We start from the raw sequence: 16,650 nt of genomic DNA, 5'->3' as shown, positions 1-16,650 counted from the left end.
TCTGTCAGGGTCAATCCAATTCACGCCCTGAAAGTTTGGTCGATCTATAGGAAAAAGACTTTTCCCGGATAGTTTCCAAATCTTTTTCGGACACTCCGGCAGTATGGGCATGACCATATTCCTCGGGCATTGTGGTTCCAAATAATCCGGGGTCATCGGATCCTATGGTAAGTTTGATATCGTTTTGCAGAAATCTTGTGATGGGGTGATCGATATGCGACTCCAACATTCCAATGTATAAATTGGAAGAGGGACAACATTCAATCACAGCTTCGGTTTTTGCTATCTTAGACATAACATAGTTTTGAAAGGTATGGAGGTACTGAGACTGTTTTGCATCAAACTGGATTTTTGATAGTTCTGAATCGGGTTTGGTTTTTAATTCCTTTCGTTTCAGTTCGAGTTCTTCTTTGGGATAAAAACTTCCAAAGGAGGAAATTTCATCATAAGATTCCAATTCACATTCGATTTGGTCTTTGGCTTCTGATACTAGTTCTGTTCTTTCTTCACCCAAAAAATAATCAGAATCAATTCCGAGGGCCAAGGCATGTCCAAGGCGATGCGCACCATTCAATGCGGATTCCAAAACCCACCGGACTGCAGAGAAGGGAGTTTTGTCTCGGAAACTTTCTCCTACATGATATAGAATCGACAATGCAGTGTTAGGTTCTGCTTGGTTGTCTTTAATTACGGATTGGAAAAAAGATTTTTTATCTTTTGGCGGATGGCCTTCTTCGATATGACAGAAATCGATTCCTACAAGTCCTTCTCGGATGACAGATTCTTTTTCCATCCAATTTTTCATCCAGTCATAATGCCTTTCAAAATTGATATCTCTATGTAGAGACATCACTAGTTTTGATTGGATGGTTTTTCCTTCTTTTTTTGCTGAATTTTCTCCTTTAGAAAGTCCTTCCAAACATGCCATTAGTTTACTATAAAAACTTTCTTTTGGTTCTTCTTTCCCAAACATCAAACGATATTCAGCGTAACTGATATCTTCCAAACTATTAGATAACACAACATCATGTGTCACTTCTGTAATTTCTCTTTCATCAAACTTAACTAGTGCGATGATGAGATTGAACTTAGCTTGGAAATGTAAAAAAGGAGCCTTTTCTCGAAAGTGATAGAGTTTGGAAAATTCTTTTATGTCAGCATAATCTTCAAAAAAAGTGGAAGGCCGAATTTTTAACCCATAAGCTTTTTCATAAGAATCTAAATAGAGATGCCATCTAGGTTCTGTGTTATTTTTTCCAATTCGATACAAAGTTTCAGGGGGTAAACATCCATAAAGGTGGTTGTGTAGATCGCAATACATATAAGAATGACAAAACTATGCTTCACAAAATTAGACGCATCTTGAAGCCAACTCGATTGAATCAGAAAATTCTTGGATTAGCAATCCCTGTTTTTTTTGGAATGATCAGTTATACAGCCATTATGGTGGCAGATACTGCTATGGTAGGGAAACTCGGTGAGGTTCCTCTTGCCGCAGTTGGATTTGGTGGGATGGTTTATTTTTCCATCTTCGCCTTTCTTATGGGCGGATCAATGGCCGTACAAATCATCGTAGCACGTCGATTTGGCGAAAAAAATGACAAAGGAGTCGGAATCACTCTAGTTAACTCCGTATATTTGTCCTTAGTTTTAGGATCTCTTTTGTCCTATTTCGGATTCCTTTATGCTCCAGAGTTTATGGGTTGGATCGGAGATGATCCGCAAGTGATCGAAGTGGCTGGCGTATATCTTTCCTATCGATTCTTAGGAACAGTTCTCTTTTTTGTTGGGTTCGCCTTACGTGGATTTTTTGACGGGATTGGAATTGTGCAGGTGGGGATGATATCTTCCATTTTAGCCGCAGTTACCAATATCTTTTTTAACTGGTTACTCATCTTTGGAAACTGGGGTTTCCCAGCTTGGGGAGTGAAGGGTGCGGCCATTGCCTCTAGTTTGTCTTCGGTTCCTGCACTTCTCATTGTGGTGTTTTATTTTTTTCGAAAAGATGTGATCAAGTACTTTCAGTATCAAATTTTTACTCCAAGTTTTGAAATCATCAAAGAACTTTGTATGGTTGGATTTGCTCCTGCTGTGGAAGGAACACTCGTAAACTTTGCCTTTTCTGGATTTTATAAAATTGCAGGGATGATTAGCACAACTACTCTTGCTTCTGCTAGTGTTGTATTAACATGTCTTAGTTTGTCATTTATGCCGGGATTTTCTTTTGGGATTGCAGCCACTACCATTCTCGGCCAATCAATGGGACAAGGAAAACTTCGATTGGCTTATGAAGGTACCATGCGGTCTGCCACTTTTTCTGCCATAGTTATGGGAAGCATGGGACTCTTTTTTATCATTGCAGGGCCTTGGCTCATTGGACTTTTTACAGATGTTCCCGCCGTTGCAAAGGTAGCATATCCTGCACTTTGTATCGTGGCCCTCATCCAAGTGGGAGATGCATATCATATGGTGATTGGTTCTGCGCTTCGTAGTGCAGGGATGATGTACTATGTAATGTTTGTTTATCTCATTGTATCATTCATCATCATGTTGCCTTTGGCCTATTTATTCGGGATTGTCCTAGCGTGGGGTAATTTTGGAATATGGTCTGCGTTTTTTATTTGGATTTTACTCATGGCAGTGATTTTTGTCAGAAAATTTCGTAAGAAGGAATGGGTGAACATACGAATTTAATAGAACGAGGGGAAAATGAAACGAACAGAATTAGAGCGACAGGCCATACAAAACTTTTTAAAGTCTGTGGATTTGTTCAAAAAACTTCCCCCTGCAGTTCTGTTAAGACTGGCAAACAATGTCCAAGAAAAATTAATTCGAAGCCACGAAGCACTTTATTATAAAGGAGAGTCTTCGGAATCGATTTATATTGTTCGGTATGGAGAAATCCTTCTCGAGAATGTGGCCGGCCAAGGTCATGTATATGTGGGTTCGGGTCAGGTTTTGGCCGAGAACTCACTCATCTCCAGTTCTAACCACTCTACTTCCGCCATCGCTGTCATCGATTCCCTTGTTTATGTTTTGAATGGAAAACTGTTTTTACAATTGGCATCCCAAGAAAAGGTATTTGCGCAAAACATCATCCAGATGATGGGCTCTCGAATGCGAGAGAACTTAGATCGACCTAGCCATAAAGATACTTTTTCCGGATTACGAAGGTTATGTGTTCATGTTCCCTTAGAACCCGAATACCATTTTGGTGAAAAAGTAAAAACCTTTTTAGATGAGTATGGTGAGGTCACCAAAAAATTATCATCAGCCATTCCCATTTCCACTTTCAAAGGAATGGACCCAACAAAAATTTCAGAATACTTAACTAATCTTAGAAGTAAAACCCCTTTACTTCATATTTATTTTGATGAATCCACTTCCAGGATGGATTTACATTATCTTGTAGTACAATCTGACTTTATTGTATTTTGGGAAGATGAACCGGAAAAGTTTTACAAAGAAAAAGAAGAAATCATCAATTTTTGGAAAACTCGAATCCGAAACTTTGAAGGCCGTGCCATTCGTATGATGGAAAGTGGTGTTCGTAAAAGTTACCTTCCCCAAGACCAATCACTCAAAACTTTTTATCAAAAAGATACGTTAGCCAGATACCTTGTGGCAAAAACGAGAGGTTTGGCGTTAGGTGGTGGTGGAGCCAGAGCGCTGGCGCATGTTGGTTTGTTAAAAGTTTTACATAGAGAAGGAATTCATTTTGATTTTGTTTCCGGTGCATCGATGGGAGCTGTGATTGCGGCTTTGTATGCGAGAAAAAATTCACCGGTAGAAATCGAAGAGATGATTAAAAATTTCTTCGGTGGATTGGAAAGTGCCTTCGATCCAACGATTCCGGTTGTTGCCTTTTTTAAAGGTGCCAGAATGAAACGAATGTTAAAGAAAGGGTTTGGTGACCAAAGAATTGAAGAATTGCCTCTCCCTTTTGCCACTTCCGCAGTAGATTTACAAACAGGAAAAGAACATATCTTTGACCAAGGACCTATTACAGAAGCACTCACCAGTGCGATGAGTTTGCCTGGTGCCTTTCCTCCTTACAGACTTGGAGAAAAATTACTCGTGGATGGAGGGATGATCAATAACGTTCCGGAAAACCTCATTCGCTCTAAAGGTGCAGATGTTGTGATGGGAATCAATGTTTCTCCTTTGCAAGAAATTGTTCCGGTCAAACTTTTTGAAGATCGTAACACAACAGAAAAAGGATTCTTTCGTTATATTTGGGATACTTTAAAATATCCTCCGATTTTGCAGATCATGACAAGAACCATAACCTTGGAAGGAAGAGAGATCACACGCCTAAAACGACCTAAAATGGATCTTTTTGTACATTTTCATTTGGAAGAATTTCAGTTATTTGATTTTGCTCGTTACCAAGAAATCATCGATAAAGGGGAACAGGAAGCAGAAGCGAACCTAGCAGAGATCAAACAATTGTTTTCTTAAACATCGAAATTTGGGAATTATAGAATAGATTTTAGTAATTTTGCATTCAGTTTATTGAACGGATTGATGATTTTTAATCTGTTAATTTTTGTGCCATCATTAAAGTCTTCAGAAAATAAATAATCGCAATCGAGTTCTATAGCCGCCAAAACAATCAAAGAATCATAATAAGATAATTGATTCTTCTCTCTTAATTTCAGAGCATTTTTGTAAAATTCAGTTGTTGGGAAAAAAGAACAAATTGGATCTAAGATTTTTTCTATGAAACTTGAAATATCCTGACCTTTCATTGGTGGTTGTCCTTTTGTAAGCATTACATTGCTAAATTCTTGGATGACTTGGTAACTTATAGAAAATCTATCAGATTTAAAAGAAGCTTTTATGATATTTGAAGAGATTTCCTTTTTTTCAAAATCCTTAGGTGAAAAGAAGTAAATAAATACATTCGTATCGATGAAGATTTTACCTTTCATTGGCTTCTTCACGAGTTATTTTTCGGTTTATCTTCACATATTCAAATTTTTTCAAATACACATCTAAATCAAAATCTTTTGGCTCAGATTCAGAATAAGCGCGGAGCCATTCATTAAAAATGTCATTTAGTGACCTTTTTTGTTTACTTGCTTTTAAACGAGCTTTTTCAATCGCCCTTTCGTCAGCTCTAAAAGTAATACTTTTCATATTTACTATTTTACACGATTTTCGTGCAATTTGTCAAATTGAAAATTGGTTATTTTTTTTACAGTTACCAATTTCAGATTAATTCTCTATTTCTCTCATTATTTTCTTCCAATCTCCACCTAAAGAAAGTTAGATTCTTTCTCGAGATGGAGTATTTTTTCGGGATGCGAAAGTTTGCTATTGAACCTTCGCATTACAATGAAGAAAGGATTTCCTTTTTTTTGGCTTCAAACTCTTCTGCGTTGATTAGTCCCTGGTCGAGTAGCCCTTTTAGTTTTGCAATCCTAGTTGCAGGATCATTTGCTGCCGGTGCTGCTCCCCCTTGGCCCCCACCTTGGTTCATCATATTACCCATCATCTGTCCAATATTCATCCCCATTCCCATGCCCATCCCGGCACCCATCGCTCCGCCACCTTGGCCTTCGTTTTCAGCAGCAGCTTGTCCAATATCGAACATTTTCTTTTGTTGGTATTTATCGCCTAACATATCGATTTCGAATTTATCGGTGATGATTTTTTGGATTCGTTGGTAGTTTGGATCGTTCTGGTCAAAGTTCACCGAAGATACGTTAAATTCAGTTAAATCAATTCCATATTTTTCAAATTCAGGAGCCAGTTTGACCCTTCCTGCCGTAGAACTTTCATCTCTGAATTTATTGATCTCCACCACGGATGTGTTGTTGTTTAAAATAACTTCTGAAATAAAATCACCGATCCCACGTACAATATTTGGTTTTAAAAATTCATCAATGGATTCGTTCGTAGTTCGATTCCCACCTTTCACTACATTGAGTAAAAAGGACCTCGAATCTTTGATTCGAAATTTATAATCACCAAAAGCACGAATGTTTAATACAATTTTGTATTTGGGATCTTCCAAGGGAATGGGAGTGTTTGTCCCCCATTTCATCGCAAAAATGGCTTTGTTCACATAATAAACTTCAGCTGTGAAGGGAGTTTTTCCACCAAACGGAAGGTTGACGAGAGCTTCTAAAATAGGAATATTTCCTGTTTTTAAAGTATGGGTTCCAGGCCCAAAGGTATCCAAAGCCTTTCCTTCTTTAAAAAAGATGGCTTCCTGGTTTTCATCCACTACCAGTTGTCCTGCGGTACTGATTTCATCGGATGGATATTTCCAAACGATTTCGTTGGGACTTCCTTCAAATTTTATTCTATCGATTAGTGCCATGGTTATTTCCTTATTTTATAATTTTAAAAAGATTGAGTTTCTTGATTCAAATTGTGTTTCGAAATCTAACAGTAATTTGTTGATAGATTCAATTGCCGCTTCTGGGTTTGCGGCAAAAGAACTGGGAAGGGTATCCAAAATTTCTTTTTGTATGTTACCCACTTTTTCCAACATCGAAAAGTCATGGTTTAGTAATTTTTCCATTTCTTCTGCAGTGGCTTTGACCCCAGTGCCAAGTCCATTGAGTCCATACCCAGCAGAACTCACCTTCATAATGATTTTGTCTAGAAGTGTTGTCGCCGGATTTGTTTTTCCGATGTTTTGGATTTGGGCCTTAGCTACAAAACCTTCTTCCAATTTACGAAAACTTTCCTTAAAAGAATTTAGAATTCCTCCCAGTTCTTTTCGGATGAGAAGATCGGTTTTTTCAAACTCTTGGTTGGCAAGAGCTTCTTCAAATAGTTTAGTTTCTTTTAAAAACTTACGAATGGGATCTTGTTCGTTCTTAAAACGTTCTAATGTTGTTTTTAACCAAGTTTGGTCCATTTTATTCCTCTATTGCGCTTCCTTCTAACGTCTGTATGGTGTCACAAGTGATGTAGTTAAAGATGACACTTTTTTCTGTTTGGTAAAGTGCTTTGGTTGGGAGAGATTTCCATTTTGCATAATCAAAATCGCAATCATGTTTTTCTCCTTTGGTTTCTCCGCTGGACTCTGTGAAATGAATTATATATTTTTCTTCCTTGGGTCCTAATCGTTCACAACCAATGTTTGTGGTAGCACATTCTCGAATTTGGGGAGTGGGCCAATAGGGTTCTTGTGTGGTTCCAAATCCTTTGGCAATTGCGTTGCGGTCAAAGGCCCATTTATCGATGCGGTAACTGCAGTGGTCATCATAAACGGGCTCTTGTCTATATTTGGTGGTACAACTTTCACTTTCTGAAAAGGTTCCGTCTCCACGATCTGAACGAACTGTATGACAATCTTCTCCATCAGGAATGCTGTTATAACTTCTGATTTTGCGACTTCTGGACACACTATACGCACCCATAGGCATGGAATCACACCATTCGGATTCCGAAACTGGTTTGAATTGGTCGATGGCAATGGTGCGAGACCATTCATGATGGGTGATTTGTAGTTCTACTTTTTCAGTCCATAAAACACCGAGGCAAACAAAACCAATCCCACCGAAAACAATGGTTCCAAGTAACCACAAAACCCACTTTGGAGTTTTGGGATGTGGTTTGACAAAGTCAGAATTGGGAAATGCTAAATCTTCTTTTGCTTTTTGAACAGAGTCTTCCGTGAGACCGTCTTGGTCGGAACGAAGTTTGACATTTTGTGCACCATCTAGGGAACCCCCGCAGTTTCCGCAGAACGTGGCTTTGGCTCCATTGGGGGTTTGGCAAAAAGGGCAAACCTTATCAACTCCATAATAGATATGGTCTTGGACAGCAACTTTGTCTGCATCGTTTGGAAAGTATCGACGACTTGGATCTTGTGTGGCACCACAATTGGGACAATGCCTATGTGTTTTACCGAGTAATTTTTTTGACCCGCAAAATTCGCAGTCCCAAAGCATTTCATAGATTCTTTCTTCTGCCATCGCAACCAAGGTTTATCTGCAAAAAATTGACTTTTGCAAGAAAAATATTTTCAATTCGTAAAATCCCACGTAGAATCTTTCCAACATGAGATTGGTACTAAATCTAGTTCTTAAGTTTCGCTATTTCCTTGTTTCTTTTGTCATTCTGATCCTCTCTCTCGGATATGTTCAGTCTCGATCAAAACAGAATGCAGTTCACCCACTTGATAGTTTGTATTTGAAATTATCACCTAATATAGTTAAGGTGGATAAAAAAATCACCTTTCGAAGACTCTCTCTTCATTTGCGAGGTGTGATTCCCAGTGTCACCGAATGGAAAGAGTTGGATTCACTTCCCTCCGATTCTAAAGACCAAAATTTAGAATCCTTTGTGGTTCGTTTTTTAAAACAACCCGAGTTTGCCGAATACTGGGGTACCAAGTTTACTTCCATGTTACGTGACAAATCCAAAGGACGTAAAATTCCTACAGGTGCGTTTTTTGAATACATTGCAGGATCCATTCACAAAAACAAACCCTATGACCAATTGGTACAAGAAATGTTAACATCGACCGGCAATGTAAAAGAATCACCGGCTACTATGTTTTACATTCGTGATGGAGCAGATCCATTACAAACGGCAGAGTATGTGGGAAGGTTGTTTTATGCAAAACGAGTGGCTTGTGCTAGATGCCATGACCATCCATACATCTCAGATTTTACTAGAAGGGATTATTATGCTCTTGCAGCTTTTTTTAGCCAACAGTTCTATCGCGATGGATCTTGGGAAGTGGATCGATATGGAAAAACATTGAGTTATGTTCCCAGAGAATTAGAAGTGCATCTTCCAATGGAAGATCAAAAAAACCTCCAAGACAAAAACAATGAATGGAACAGAGACAATTGGAACAAATGGACCGACGAACAACGAAAAGATTACCAAAAGAAACACGAAGTAGAGTATGCCACCCTTTTCTACCAACCAAAACTGGGTCTTCGTTTTCCTCATACCGATGATGCCCCCGGTGGTGATTTGGTAAGGCCAAAGTTTTTGGATGGAAAGGAGGCCAAATTAAAACCCGGTGAGGATCGTAGGAAAGTTTTTGCTGAGTGGTTAACAAATAAATCCAATGATCGGTTTCGAAAAGTAATCATCAACCGAGTGTGGACGGAACTTATGGGTTGGAGTTTTTTCACTCCCCTCGATGATTGGAATGAAGACACTGTAGTGACTGGAGAAGAGATCTTAAACCATTTGGATTCTTACTTTTTGGCAAATCAATTAAAACTAAAAGAACTCATTTTATACATTGTCACTTCCAATGCTTACAATCGTTCCCAGACAAAAAGTCCAAACGAACAAGACCCTATTCAGTATTTTACGCCGAAACGATTGGACAGTGACCAACTCCTGAACTCTCTTATACGAGTCTCTGATTCCCAAAGGATCAGTAACATTCGGGAAAGGAATTTATCTTGGCTTTCGGGTCTAATGGATCAAAAACCCTATGATTTGACTGGTACAGGTTCGGTTCGTATCCCTCAGGACAACTTAAAAGAATTCTCGAATGCTTCCGAGGTGGAAAGACCTGCACCTTACCATACCATTTTATCAGTTTTTGGATCTGGTCCACGGGTGGATATTTCGGATGATATCTCAGAACTTACCATTGAACAAATGTTAACCCTAATGAATGGTCGTGTGGTTGGAAAACTAATTTGGGATTTTGGGAATAAAGAGTCTTTGGTGAAACAAGAGTTTGACCAAATAAAATCAATGAATTTGGTTATCTCTAATCTTTATTTTCGACTTTTAGGTCGAGAGCCAAGTGTTGGAGAAAAGGAAAAGATAAAATCACTCATGTCAAAACCGGATAGTGTTTTTGACAAAGACCTACTCCAAGACATTCTCTGGGCTCTTATCAATAGCCAAGAGTTCCAACATATCAATTAAGGAATCAAAATGGATCGCAAAGAATTTCTAAAAAAATCAATTCTCAGTTTAGGACTCAGTCCCTTTTTATTTTCTTCAAGTCCGTTTGGTAGTTTAGGTGCGGAAGAAGAAGAGGAGTCAATTGCACTTCCTTCCAAAGTAAAGTCAGTTATCTTTATTGAGATGATGGGAGGGATGAGCCATGTAGATACATTAGATCCCAAACCGAATAGTGCGTTTGGAAAAGTAAGTTCTAGTATTTCAGGATTATCTGTCTTAGAACCTTTTTCTCTTACCGCCAAACAACTGCATTCAATTGGCATCATTCGCTCTACATGGAGTGAAGAAGGAGATCATGGGTTTGCACAAATGTTACTGGGTACAGGGTATCGAATGACAGAAGCTATGGGCTTTCCCGACATCCCTCATTTCGGTGCAGTGATTGCCTATGCAAAAAAATCAAAAGTCAAATCTTCCTACTTTCCAAGTTATGTTACGATTGGTGGCCGTGGTGGGAAAAATGGAAATTCAGGATTTTTAGGAATCGATTATTCTGGTTACCATGTTGGGAATGTGGATGAACCCATCCAACATTTGAATCCTTCCTATGGAAAATTTGCAGAAGATCGAATTCTTCGAAGAAAAGATTTGGTTTCTTTTATGAATGAGGAATTTTCTAAAACCTATCCCACAAAGGAATCCAAACATTGGAAAAATATGCTCGTGGCAGCAGAAGAGTTTCGAAATTCCAAAAACATCGATAGTTTTCGCATTAGTTTGGAAGATGAAAAAACAAGAGCAAGATACGGAACCACATGGCAAGGGAAGGCTATGTTACTGGCGAAACGACTCGCGGCACAGGAAGTTCCCTTCATTCATATCTCTATTGGAGGTTGGGACACACATACAGGCAACAAAGCACAAGTGACAAAAATTATGAAAGAAACAGATATGGGAATTGCTTCTTTATTAGAAGACTTAAACAATACCGGTCTCATTAAACAAACGTTATTTGTTCTTTCTAGTGAATTCGGAAGAACTCCCGATGTAGGATCGAGAGACGGTCGTGACCATCATCCGAAAGTTTGGTCTACATTGCTCGGAGGAGGTCCCTTTACCAAAGGTTTTGTGTTAGGTGAAACCGATGAAACTGGATCCAAACCTGTAAATCCCAAAGAAGCTTTACATGTGAGAGATCTTATCGCTACTATTTACCAAGCAGCGGGAGTCAATCCCGATGGTTCACTCACCAATTCTTTTGGTCGTCCGTTTCTTTTGACCACGAAAAAAGCCAAAGTCTATGAAGGTTTGTTTTAGTTTTTTTGCGCTTTATCAATACAAAGATAGCCGTTTGTCAGAATCGTATCAAGAGAAGTTGATTTGTCGCCTGGATTCAAATAGGTTTCTGAAAATAAGGAACCTGATCCAAAACTTTGACAGTTGGCGATGGCAGTATCTTTCGTATCATTTGGTTTTGCATATACCACTGTAGTGACTTTGGTTGTATCTCCGTTTGGTTGGTAACGACAAACTCCCACTAAGTTTTGAATAGAACATTTAGACGAAGACTTTGTATATCCAAGTTGACAAGAGATTTCTTCTTTAATTAAGGCATATTGTTCTGTGCAAGATGGCGAATCGTTAGAAGAAGCGGAACAGGAACCTAAAAATTGGAAATTCCCACTAAATCCAGTTTTTCCAGCATTCAAACTAGCTAAATACAACGTTTGTAGGCATTTATTTTGTGTTTCCTTTATTTTATCTTCGCGTTGTGCTTTACATTGTTCTAAAGTTACAGCTAACAAAAGTATTGTGATAAAGATTTTTATAAATTGGCTCATTTTAATAAAATACCTGTATTTGAGTTCGAACCACGTGGTCTCCTTCTGCTGCCGTAGGAGTGCCTGTGTAATAGAAATAGTCCGTTTGCCATTTTAAATTATGTTCTGCAAAGTAATATGATAGTGCTCCTCCCACTTCACGGGAATACTTCAAACTAGGATCTGTCTCTCCCAAGGGTCGAAATTCACCAAATCGAAAACTAAGTTCATATTGATTTGTAAAAAGGTATCCCAATTGTACAAAGTGTCCTTGCCCACTTCTAGAATATTCTCTGGAGAGTGAGGTATTTACAGTTTTTTCCACATAAGCTGTGTTTGCTCTTCGCCATAACCATTCATATTGAAAAGAAAAACCCATCCATTTGAAATAAATATCCCCCGCAGCATGGCTATAATTGAATTTTGCAAAACTATATTCAACACCATGTGTACTAAGAGACCTGTCAGAATTTTTATTGTAAGCACCAGAAACACCGAGAGATAATTTTGGTTCTTTGTATCTTGCAAAATCACTTTCTGATAACCAATCATTATCAGAACCGGATTTTGACATTCCACCGAAAGGAGAAAATATAAATCTGGCAACAGTAAGCACACCGGGGGTTTGTCTCTCCACACGGTTTCTTCCTTGTCCACCGAAGACGCCAAGGTAATAAGCAAACATACGTTTGCTGCCAAAAAGATCTTCTGAAAAAAGATAAGTTCCTACATCTCGGTCTAAATTAAATTCTGCTGTGACAGAAGACCTATCTACCGTTTGTAAGGCACTGGATGAATTCCAACGTTGTCTGCTGAAGGGAACTTTCATTTGACCAAAAGCGATTTTTACATCACGATACTGGTTGTACACAATGTTCGCATCACGCAGGGTATTTCGTCTTTGGCTTTCCATATCTCGCTCTGCAAAACCCATTTGTAAGTTCACAAGCCATGTATCATTGAATAATCCTGCTTTTAACTGTAATCTGGTTCGCCTTACAAGAAAGTTTGTTGTGTCTTGTGATGGATCTAATTGAAAACTTTGGTTTCCTTGGACTTGTGATCTAAATCTTAATTGGATGTTGTGTTTGCCGTCTGAGGAGGTGGCACGAATTCCTTTTCCAAGTCCAGTTTCCCAATTCGATTTGTTTTCCGGTGTTGTTGTTTGTGCCGTAAGGGTTTGGGGTGACGAGGAATTCGGTGAATTTGCCGGATTGGAACTTGTTTCCACTTTCGCTTCCGGTTTTTCCTCCGCATCGATACTTAGAGATAAAAAAGATAGGAAACTTAAGAGGAAAATGGCACGAAATTGATTACGAAATGGGTTTAGCATGGCTCTCATTTTTGTAATAATTGTCACAATTTGAAAAAAGGAACAAAAGGCAAAAGAAAACAGACCTACTTTTTGGTAATATTTACTCTTTCTGTCCCATTTTTCCTTTTCTTACCAAAGAAATTTAAAATACTGATCCCTGATCTATGAAAAAAGCACTCATCACCGGAATCACAGGCCAAGACGGGTCCTATCTGGCAGAACTCCTCTTACAAAAAGGATATGAGGTCCACGGAATCGTTCGTAGAACGAGCCTTTTCAATCGCAATCGCATTGAACACCTGCATGGAAACCCTAACCTCCACCTTCATTACGGAGACATGACAGATTCCTCGAACCTAAACCGAATCTTAGAAAAAATCCAACCTTCAGAAATCTATAACTTGGCAGCGCAATCCCACGTACAAGTTTCCTTCGAGGTTCCTGAATACACAGCAGAAGTAGACGCTGTAGGAACATTACGAATTTTAGATGCCATCAAACAAACGGGAATCAATTCCCGATTTTACCAAGCCTCTACATCGGAACTTTACGGCCTTGTCCAAGAAGTTCCACAAACAGAAAAAACGCCATTTTACCCGCGTTCGCCTTATGCAGTCGCTAAACTCTATGCTTATTGGGCTGTTGTGAATTATAGAGAAGCGTACGATTTGCACGCATCTAACGGTATTTTATTCAATCATGAATCTCCAAGACGCGGGGAAACCTTTGTAACTAGAAAAATCACACTTGGTGTTTCTGCTGTGAAAGCGGGAAAACTTCCCTTTATCACTATGGGAAATATTGATTCTAAACGTGATTGGGGTTATGCTCCTGATTACGTAGAAATGATGTGGATGATGTTACAACAAGATAAAGCAGATGATTATGTTGTAGCAACCAACGAAACACATACAGTTCGAGAGTTTATCGAAGAGTCATATAAAATTGCAGGTTACGAAGTAGTTTGGGAAGGCAAAGAAGACAAGGAAGTAGGTAAGGATAAAAAAACTGGCCAAGTTCTTGTCAAAATTGATCCAAAATACTATAGACCGACTGAAGTTGAACTTCTAATTGGCAATCCGGAAAAAGCAAAACGTCAGTTAGGTTGGGAACCAAAAGTTAAGTTTAAAGAATTAGTCCAAATCATGATGAAAGCTGATTTGAAAGACCAAGGTTTTTAAAGATGATGGCCTTCCCTTTGTAATTCGGGAAGGAGCCATTTTACAAAATACATTTTAATATTCCCTTTGTGTTTTGCCGGAACCTTAAAAAAGGGATAATGGCAAAAAGTAAAAATCTGAGGGAGCTGGACCATCTACTTGGAAAATGGTGTGGGAGGTTATGTGAAAATTACTAGCGGAAAGTGCAAACACTGCACTCATCGCATAACACACTTTCCCACCTCCGAGATTTAGAGCTGGATTTTCGTTAGATAGGAAATTAGAATTTTGAAATGAAAAACTTAAATTGGTTTAAAGGCCAAAAAATTGATCCAACATCAATTTTTTCAAAGTTTCTTTTAATTTTTCTTGGATATTGACAATTTTCACTGTCATCTTTTTTTCATCTGCTTTGTTTTTGAATGATAATAAACGAGAAATTCCAAGGGAACTCACAATCACTACCTTCTCCAAATCCAAATAGATTTCTTGGACGTTCTTTTCTAGGATCTCCGCTAGAATTTCCCGTAATTCAGGTGCATTTCCATCGAGAATTTGATCCATAAAACGAACTCGGATCGTATTTCCCTTTTCTTCAACTAGTATCTTATCGCTCATATTTCCGTGGCCTCTAACATAAGTCAGGAGAAAAATGCTGGCAAGAAGTTATTTCAGCTTCTTTAGCTTATTCTCCATGTTAGCCTTTTTATGATAGAATTGGACGAGTTTTTCTAGCTCTGCCATGTCCGAACAAACAATTTTTCCCATATCCATTCGAATAAATTTATTATTTTTCATGATATCGGAAATGATCAGTTCGTCTTTTGGATCGGTAAGACCCACCATTTTGAGAAGGTCTTTGGTTCCGATTTCAAAATTATATGCTTGTTTGGGGGCAACTTTGATCCGATTCTTTTCGGCCAAGGTCATGAGAGTATCAACGATACGGCCTTGAGGGTCTTTTAAAAGTAAGTTTGCTAATTGTTTGTAGGCAATCCAAATCCTCTCTGAAAGTAGAGTGATGAGCCTTGTCGCAAGTTGCGGTTGTGCTTTCACCATTCCTTCAAAGTTCGCTTTGTTGATAGCAAGAAGTTCAACGTCGCCAGCAGCCACTGCTGAGGCGGAGCGAGGTTTGTTATCAAGGATGGCCATCTCCCCAAAAATATCTCCAGCTTGAAGAACTGCGAGCATCACTTCGTTTTGGTTTACAATTTTAGAAATTTTTACCTTTCCACTCTGTAAGATAAATAGTTCCTTACCCGGTTCGTGCTCACAAAAGATCATTTCGCTATCTTTGTAGTTACGATTGAATTTCGTATAATCAATCGGAGGAGATTGGAATGGTTGGTTCATGGTTTGCAATCGCAGCTTTGCCTGCGGTACAAATTGACCATTAGGAAGATGTTTTAGATAACTTTGATATGCGAAAGTTGCATGTGAAGAATTCTGTTGTTGGAAATAGTATTCACCAATTTTGAAAAGTTCGTTTGGATCTTCTTCGACTGCATTACGAAAAGAAAGCCTTGTAATTGTGGTATCAAATTGTCGTAACTTCATCGAGAAGAAACGAATGATATTCATTGCAACTGCCGTAGACTTTTGGATTAGAGTTCCAAACTGGTCATAACTAACTGAAATCAAAGATACGTTGGTAAGTGAAGTGGCTGATTCAATTTGTGGGTGTTGACTCATTGCCGCAACCACACCAAAGAAGTCACCAGGTCCTAAAACTTGGTTGGGATCCTCTCCCACAACAGCAGTCTCGCGTGTGACACGTACCTTCCCTTCTCGGATGATATAGAAATTGTTCGCATCCTTTTTCCCCTCTACAATGATGTAGGAGTTTGCTGGGAAAGTAACCATTTGAAAAAACGACATTCTTAAATCTCTGAACCCTTTTTGCTCAACGTGCCTAGTTTATTATCGGAGATCCCTAGGGCAATATTTTCGTAAAAATTACTTATTTTTACTCTCTCCCAGAATTTCCATCTGAGTCAGTTCTAATTCCGCTTCTTGAGCAATTTTGCTGGAATACGTATTTTTAATAATGTCCTGAAAAATCTGATAGGCTTTGTCTTCCCGGCCCATACGGACAAAGGCTTTTCCTGAAATTAAATAGGATTCTAGGCCTTCTTCTGTATTGGGAAATTCTTTATATGTTTTTAGTTCATTTTCGGCAAGGGCTAAAATATCTCCCGTCATACGATAGTTGGAACTTAAAACCTTTCGGACATCTCTTGTTTTGGGATGGCCCGGGTAAAGTAAGAGAAAACTCTTACAAGATTCTACCGATTGGTAATGATTTCTATCTTCCAGAAATTCTTTGGCTTTTTGGTATAGAAGATCACCTTGTTTGGTGCGTTCACTGGCAAAAATTTGACTGATGGATCGTTCTGCGGCTAGGGGAAAAAATCCCAAAGAGATAAGGATTCCCAAAGCGAAAAAAGCCTGTTTGCAATAATACCAAACTGTAGAATTCTGTCTCATTACTTTCAGTTTCGGT

Annotated in this window: 16 protein-coding genes; 5 read left to right on the top strand and 11 right to left on the bottom strand. The window is 38.7% G+C overall.

Annotation, left to right across the window (positions count from 1 at the left end; genetic code table 11):
• Positions 1-10: 10 nt before the first annotated feature.
• Positions 11-1,321, bottom strand: coding sequence for an amidohydrolase family protein (locus tag ND811_RS01330; protein ID WP_265350715.1), 1,311 nt, complete (start codon positions 1,319-1,321; stop codon positions 11-13).
• Positions 1,322-1,377: 56 nt separating this feature from the next.
• Between ND811_RS01330 and ND811_RS01325 the strand changes: the two genes are divergently transcribed.
• Both ND811_RS01325 and ND811_RS01320 read left to right on the top strand, forming a co-directional pair.
• Positions 1,378-2,694, top strand: coding sequence for an MATE family efflux transporter (locus tag ND811_RS01325; protein ID WP_265350716.1), 1,317 nt, complete (start codon positions 1,378-1,380; stop codon positions 2,692-2,694).
• A 15-nt stretch (positions 2,695-2,709) separates the two neighbouring features.
• Positions 2,710-4,461 (top strand): patatin-like phospholipase family protein, encoded by a 1,752-nt coding sequence (locus tag ND811_RS01320; RefSeq protein ID WP_004785586.1) that lies wholly within the window; start codon positions 2,710-2,712, stop codon positions 4,459-4,461.
• Between the two features lie 17 nt (positions 4,462-4,478).
• Here ND811_RS01320 and ND811_RS01315 read toward each other — a convergent pair whose 3' ends face one another.
• From ND811_RS01315 to ND811_RS01295, 5 genes are all read right to left on the bottom strand, one after another.
• On the bottom strand, positions 4,479-4,934 hold the full coding sequence (locus ND811_RS01315) for a PIN domain-containing protein (RefSeq protein WP_265350717.1): 456 nt from the start codon (positions 4,932-4,934) through the stop codon (positions 4,479-4,481).
• The gene (locus tag ND811_RS01310; protein ID WP_265350718.1) at positions 4,924-5,142 is read right to left on the bottom strand and encodes an antitoxin; all 219 of its coding nucleotides are present in this window, start codon (positions 5,140-5,142) and stop codon (positions 4,924-4,926) included. The genes ND811_RS01315 and ND811_RS01310 overlap by 11 nt, the downstream gene beginning before the upstream one ends.
• A 193-nt stretch (positions 5,143-5,335) precedes the next feature.
• On the bottom strand, positions 5,336-6,331 hold the full coding sequence (locus ND811_RS01305; RefSeq protein ID WP_265350719.1) for an SPFH domain-containing protein: 996 nt from the start codon (positions 6,329-6,331) through the stop codon (positions 5,336-5,338).
• 15 nt (positions 6,332-6,346) lie between these two features.
• Entirely contained in the window at positions 6,347-6,877 is a 531-nt protein-coding gene (locus tag ND811_RS01300) for an LIMLP_15305 family protein (protein WP_265350720.1), read from the bottom strand.
• 1 nt (position 6,878) lies between these two features.
• Positions 6,879-7,949 carry a zinc ribbon domain-containing protein gene (locus tag ND811_RS01295; protein ID WP_322113432.1) on the bottom strand — a complete coding sequence of 357 codons (1,071 nt, stop codon included), beginning with the start codon at positions 7,947-7,949 and terminating at the stop codon, positions 6,879-6,881.
• 76 nt (positions 7,950-8,025) lie between these two features.
• Here ND811_RS01295 and ND811_RS01290 point away from each other — a divergent pair, with 76 nt between their 5' ends.
• Together ND811_RS01290 and ND811_RS01285 are read left to right on the top strand one after the other, a co-directional pair.
• Entirely contained in the window at positions 8,026-9,873 is a 1,848-nt protein-coding gene (locus ND811_RS01290) for a DUF1553 domain-containing protein (RefSeq protein ID WP_265350722.1), read from the top strand.
• 9 nt (positions 9,874-9,882) lie between these two features.
• Entirely contained in the window at positions 9,883-11,169 is a 1,287-nt protein-coding gene (locus tag ND811_RS01285; RefSeq protein ID WP_265350723.1) for a DUF1501 domain-containing protein, read from the top strand.
• On the opposite strand, the gene ND811_RS01280 is transcribed toward ND811_RS01285, so the two are convergent.
• Complete coding sequence (locus ND811_RS01280) at positions 11,166-11,693, bottom strand: hypothetical protein (RefSeq protein WP_265350724.1); 528 nt, start codon at positions 11,691-11,693, stop codon at positions 11,166-11,168. The two genes, ND811_RS01285 and ND811_RS01280, sit on opposite strands and share 4 nt — an antisense overlap.
• Position 11,694: 1 nt before the next feature.
• Complete coding sequence (locus tag ND811_RS01275; RefSeq protein ID WP_265365506.1) at positions 11,695-13,005, bottom strand: porin; 1,311 nt, start codon at positions 13,003-13,005, stop codon at positions 11,695-11,697.
• A 146-nt stretch (positions 13,006-13,151) separates the two neighbouring features.
• Between ND811_RS01275 and gmd the strand changes: the two genes are divergently transcribed.
• Positions 13,152-14,168, top strand: coding sequence for a GDP-mannose 4,6-dehydratase (gene gmd / locus ND811_RS01270; protein WP_265350726.1), 1,017 nt, complete (start codon positions 13,152-13,154; stop codon positions 14,166-14,168).
• A gap of 291 nt (positions 14,169-14,459) precedes the next feature.
• On the opposite strand, the gene ND811_RS01265 is transcribed toward gmd, so the two are convergent.
• The 3 genes from ND811_RS01265 to ND811_RS01255 form a co-directional block, all read right to left on the bottom strand.
• Positions 14,460-14,765: an STAS domain-containing protein gene (locus ND811_RS01265; protein ID WP_002972217.1), complete on the bottom strand. Its 306-nt coding sequence runs from the start codon at positions 14,763-14,765 to the stop codon at positions 14,460-14,462.
• Between the two features lie 48 nt (positions 14,766-14,813).
• Positions 14,814-16,025, bottom strand: coding sequence for a Crp/Fnr family transcriptional regulator (locus ND811_RS01260; RefSeq protein ID WP_135745053.1), 1,212 nt, complete (start codon positions 16,023-16,025; stop codon positions 14,814-14,816).
• 78 nt (positions 16,026-16,103) lie between these two features.
• The gene (locus ND811_RS01255) at positions 16,104-16,634 is read right to left on the bottom strand and encodes a tetratricopeptide repeat protein (RefSeq protein WP_265350727.1); all 531 of its coding nucleotides are present in this window, start codon (positions 16,632-16,634) and stop codon (positions 16,104-16,106) included.
• Positions 16,635-16,650 lie beyond the last annotated feature (16 nt).

Origin of the sequence: Leptospira soteropolitanensis (assembly GCF_026151655.1) — a bacterium.
In the GTDB taxonomy this organism is placed as follows: domain Bacteria; phylum Spirochaetota; class Leptospiria; order Leptospirales; family Leptospiraceae; genus Leptospira_A; species Leptospira_A soteropolitanensis.
Note: the sequence above shows the minus strand (reverse complement) of the source record. Positions and strands in the feature narration are given on the sequence as shown.

What these genes read in the sequence shown, in the direction of transcription:
- ND811_RS01320 (WP_004785586.1), top strand. Translation starts at nt 2,710, where the DNA reads ATGAAACGAACAGAATTAGAGCGACAGGCCATACAAAACTTTTTAAAG.
- ND811_RS01265 (WP_002972217.1), bottom strand. Translation starts at nt 14,765, where the DNA reads ATGAGCGATAAGATACTAGTTGAAGAAAAGGGAAATACGATCCGAGTT.
- ND811_RS01260 (WP_135745053.1), bottom strand. Translation starts at nt 16,025, where the DNA reads ATGTCGTTTTTTCAAATGGTTACTTTCCCAGCAAACTCCTACATCATT.
- ND811_RS01290 (WP_265350722.1), top strand. Translation starts at nt 8,026, where the DNA reads ATGAGATTGGTACTAAATCTAGTTCTTAAGTTTCGCTATTTCCTTGTT.
- ND811_RS01305 (WP_265350719.1), bottom strand. Translation starts at nt 6,331, where the DNA reads ATGGCACTAATCGATAGAATAAAATTTGAAGGAAGTCCCAACGAAATC.
- ND811_RS01300 (WP_265350720.1), bottom strand. Translation starts at nt 6,877, where the DNA reads ATGGACCAAACTTGGTTAAAAACAACATTAGAACGTTTTAAGAACGAA.
- ND811_RS01315 (WP_265350717.1), bottom strand. Translation starts at nt 4,934, where the DNA reads ATGAAAGGTAAAATCTTCATCGATACGAATGTATTTATTTACTTCTTT.
- ND811_RS01275 (WP_265365506.1), bottom strand. Translation starts at nt 13,005, where the DNA reads ATGCTAAACCCATTTCGTAATCAATTTCGTGCCATTTTCCTCTTAAGT.
- ND811_RS01330 (WP_265350715.1), bottom strand. Translation starts at nt 1,321, where the DNA reads ATGTATTGCGATCTACACAACCACCTTTATGGATGTTTACCCCCTGAA.
- ND811_RS01285 (WP_265350723.1), top strand. Translation starts at nt 9,883, where the DNA reads ATGGATCGCAAAGAATTTCTAAAAAAATCAATTCTCAGTTTAGGACTC.
- ND811_RS01280 (WP_265350724.1), bottom strand. Translation starts at nt 11,693, where the DNA reads ATGAGCCAATTTATAAAAATCTTTATCACAATACTTTTGTTAGCTGTA.
- ND811_RS01310 (WP_265350718.1), bottom strand. Translation starts at nt 5,142, where the DNA reads ATGAAAAGTATTACTTTTAGAGCTGACGAAAGGGCGATTGAAAAAGCT.
- ND811_RS01255 (WP_265350727.1), bottom strand. Translation starts at nt 16,634, where the DNA reads ATGAGACAGAATTCTACAGTTTGGTATTATTGCAAACAGGCTTTTTTC.
- gmd (WP_265350726.1), top strand. Translation starts at nt 13,152, where the DNA reads ATGAAAAAAGCACTCATCACCGGAATCACAGGCCAAGACGGGTCCTAT.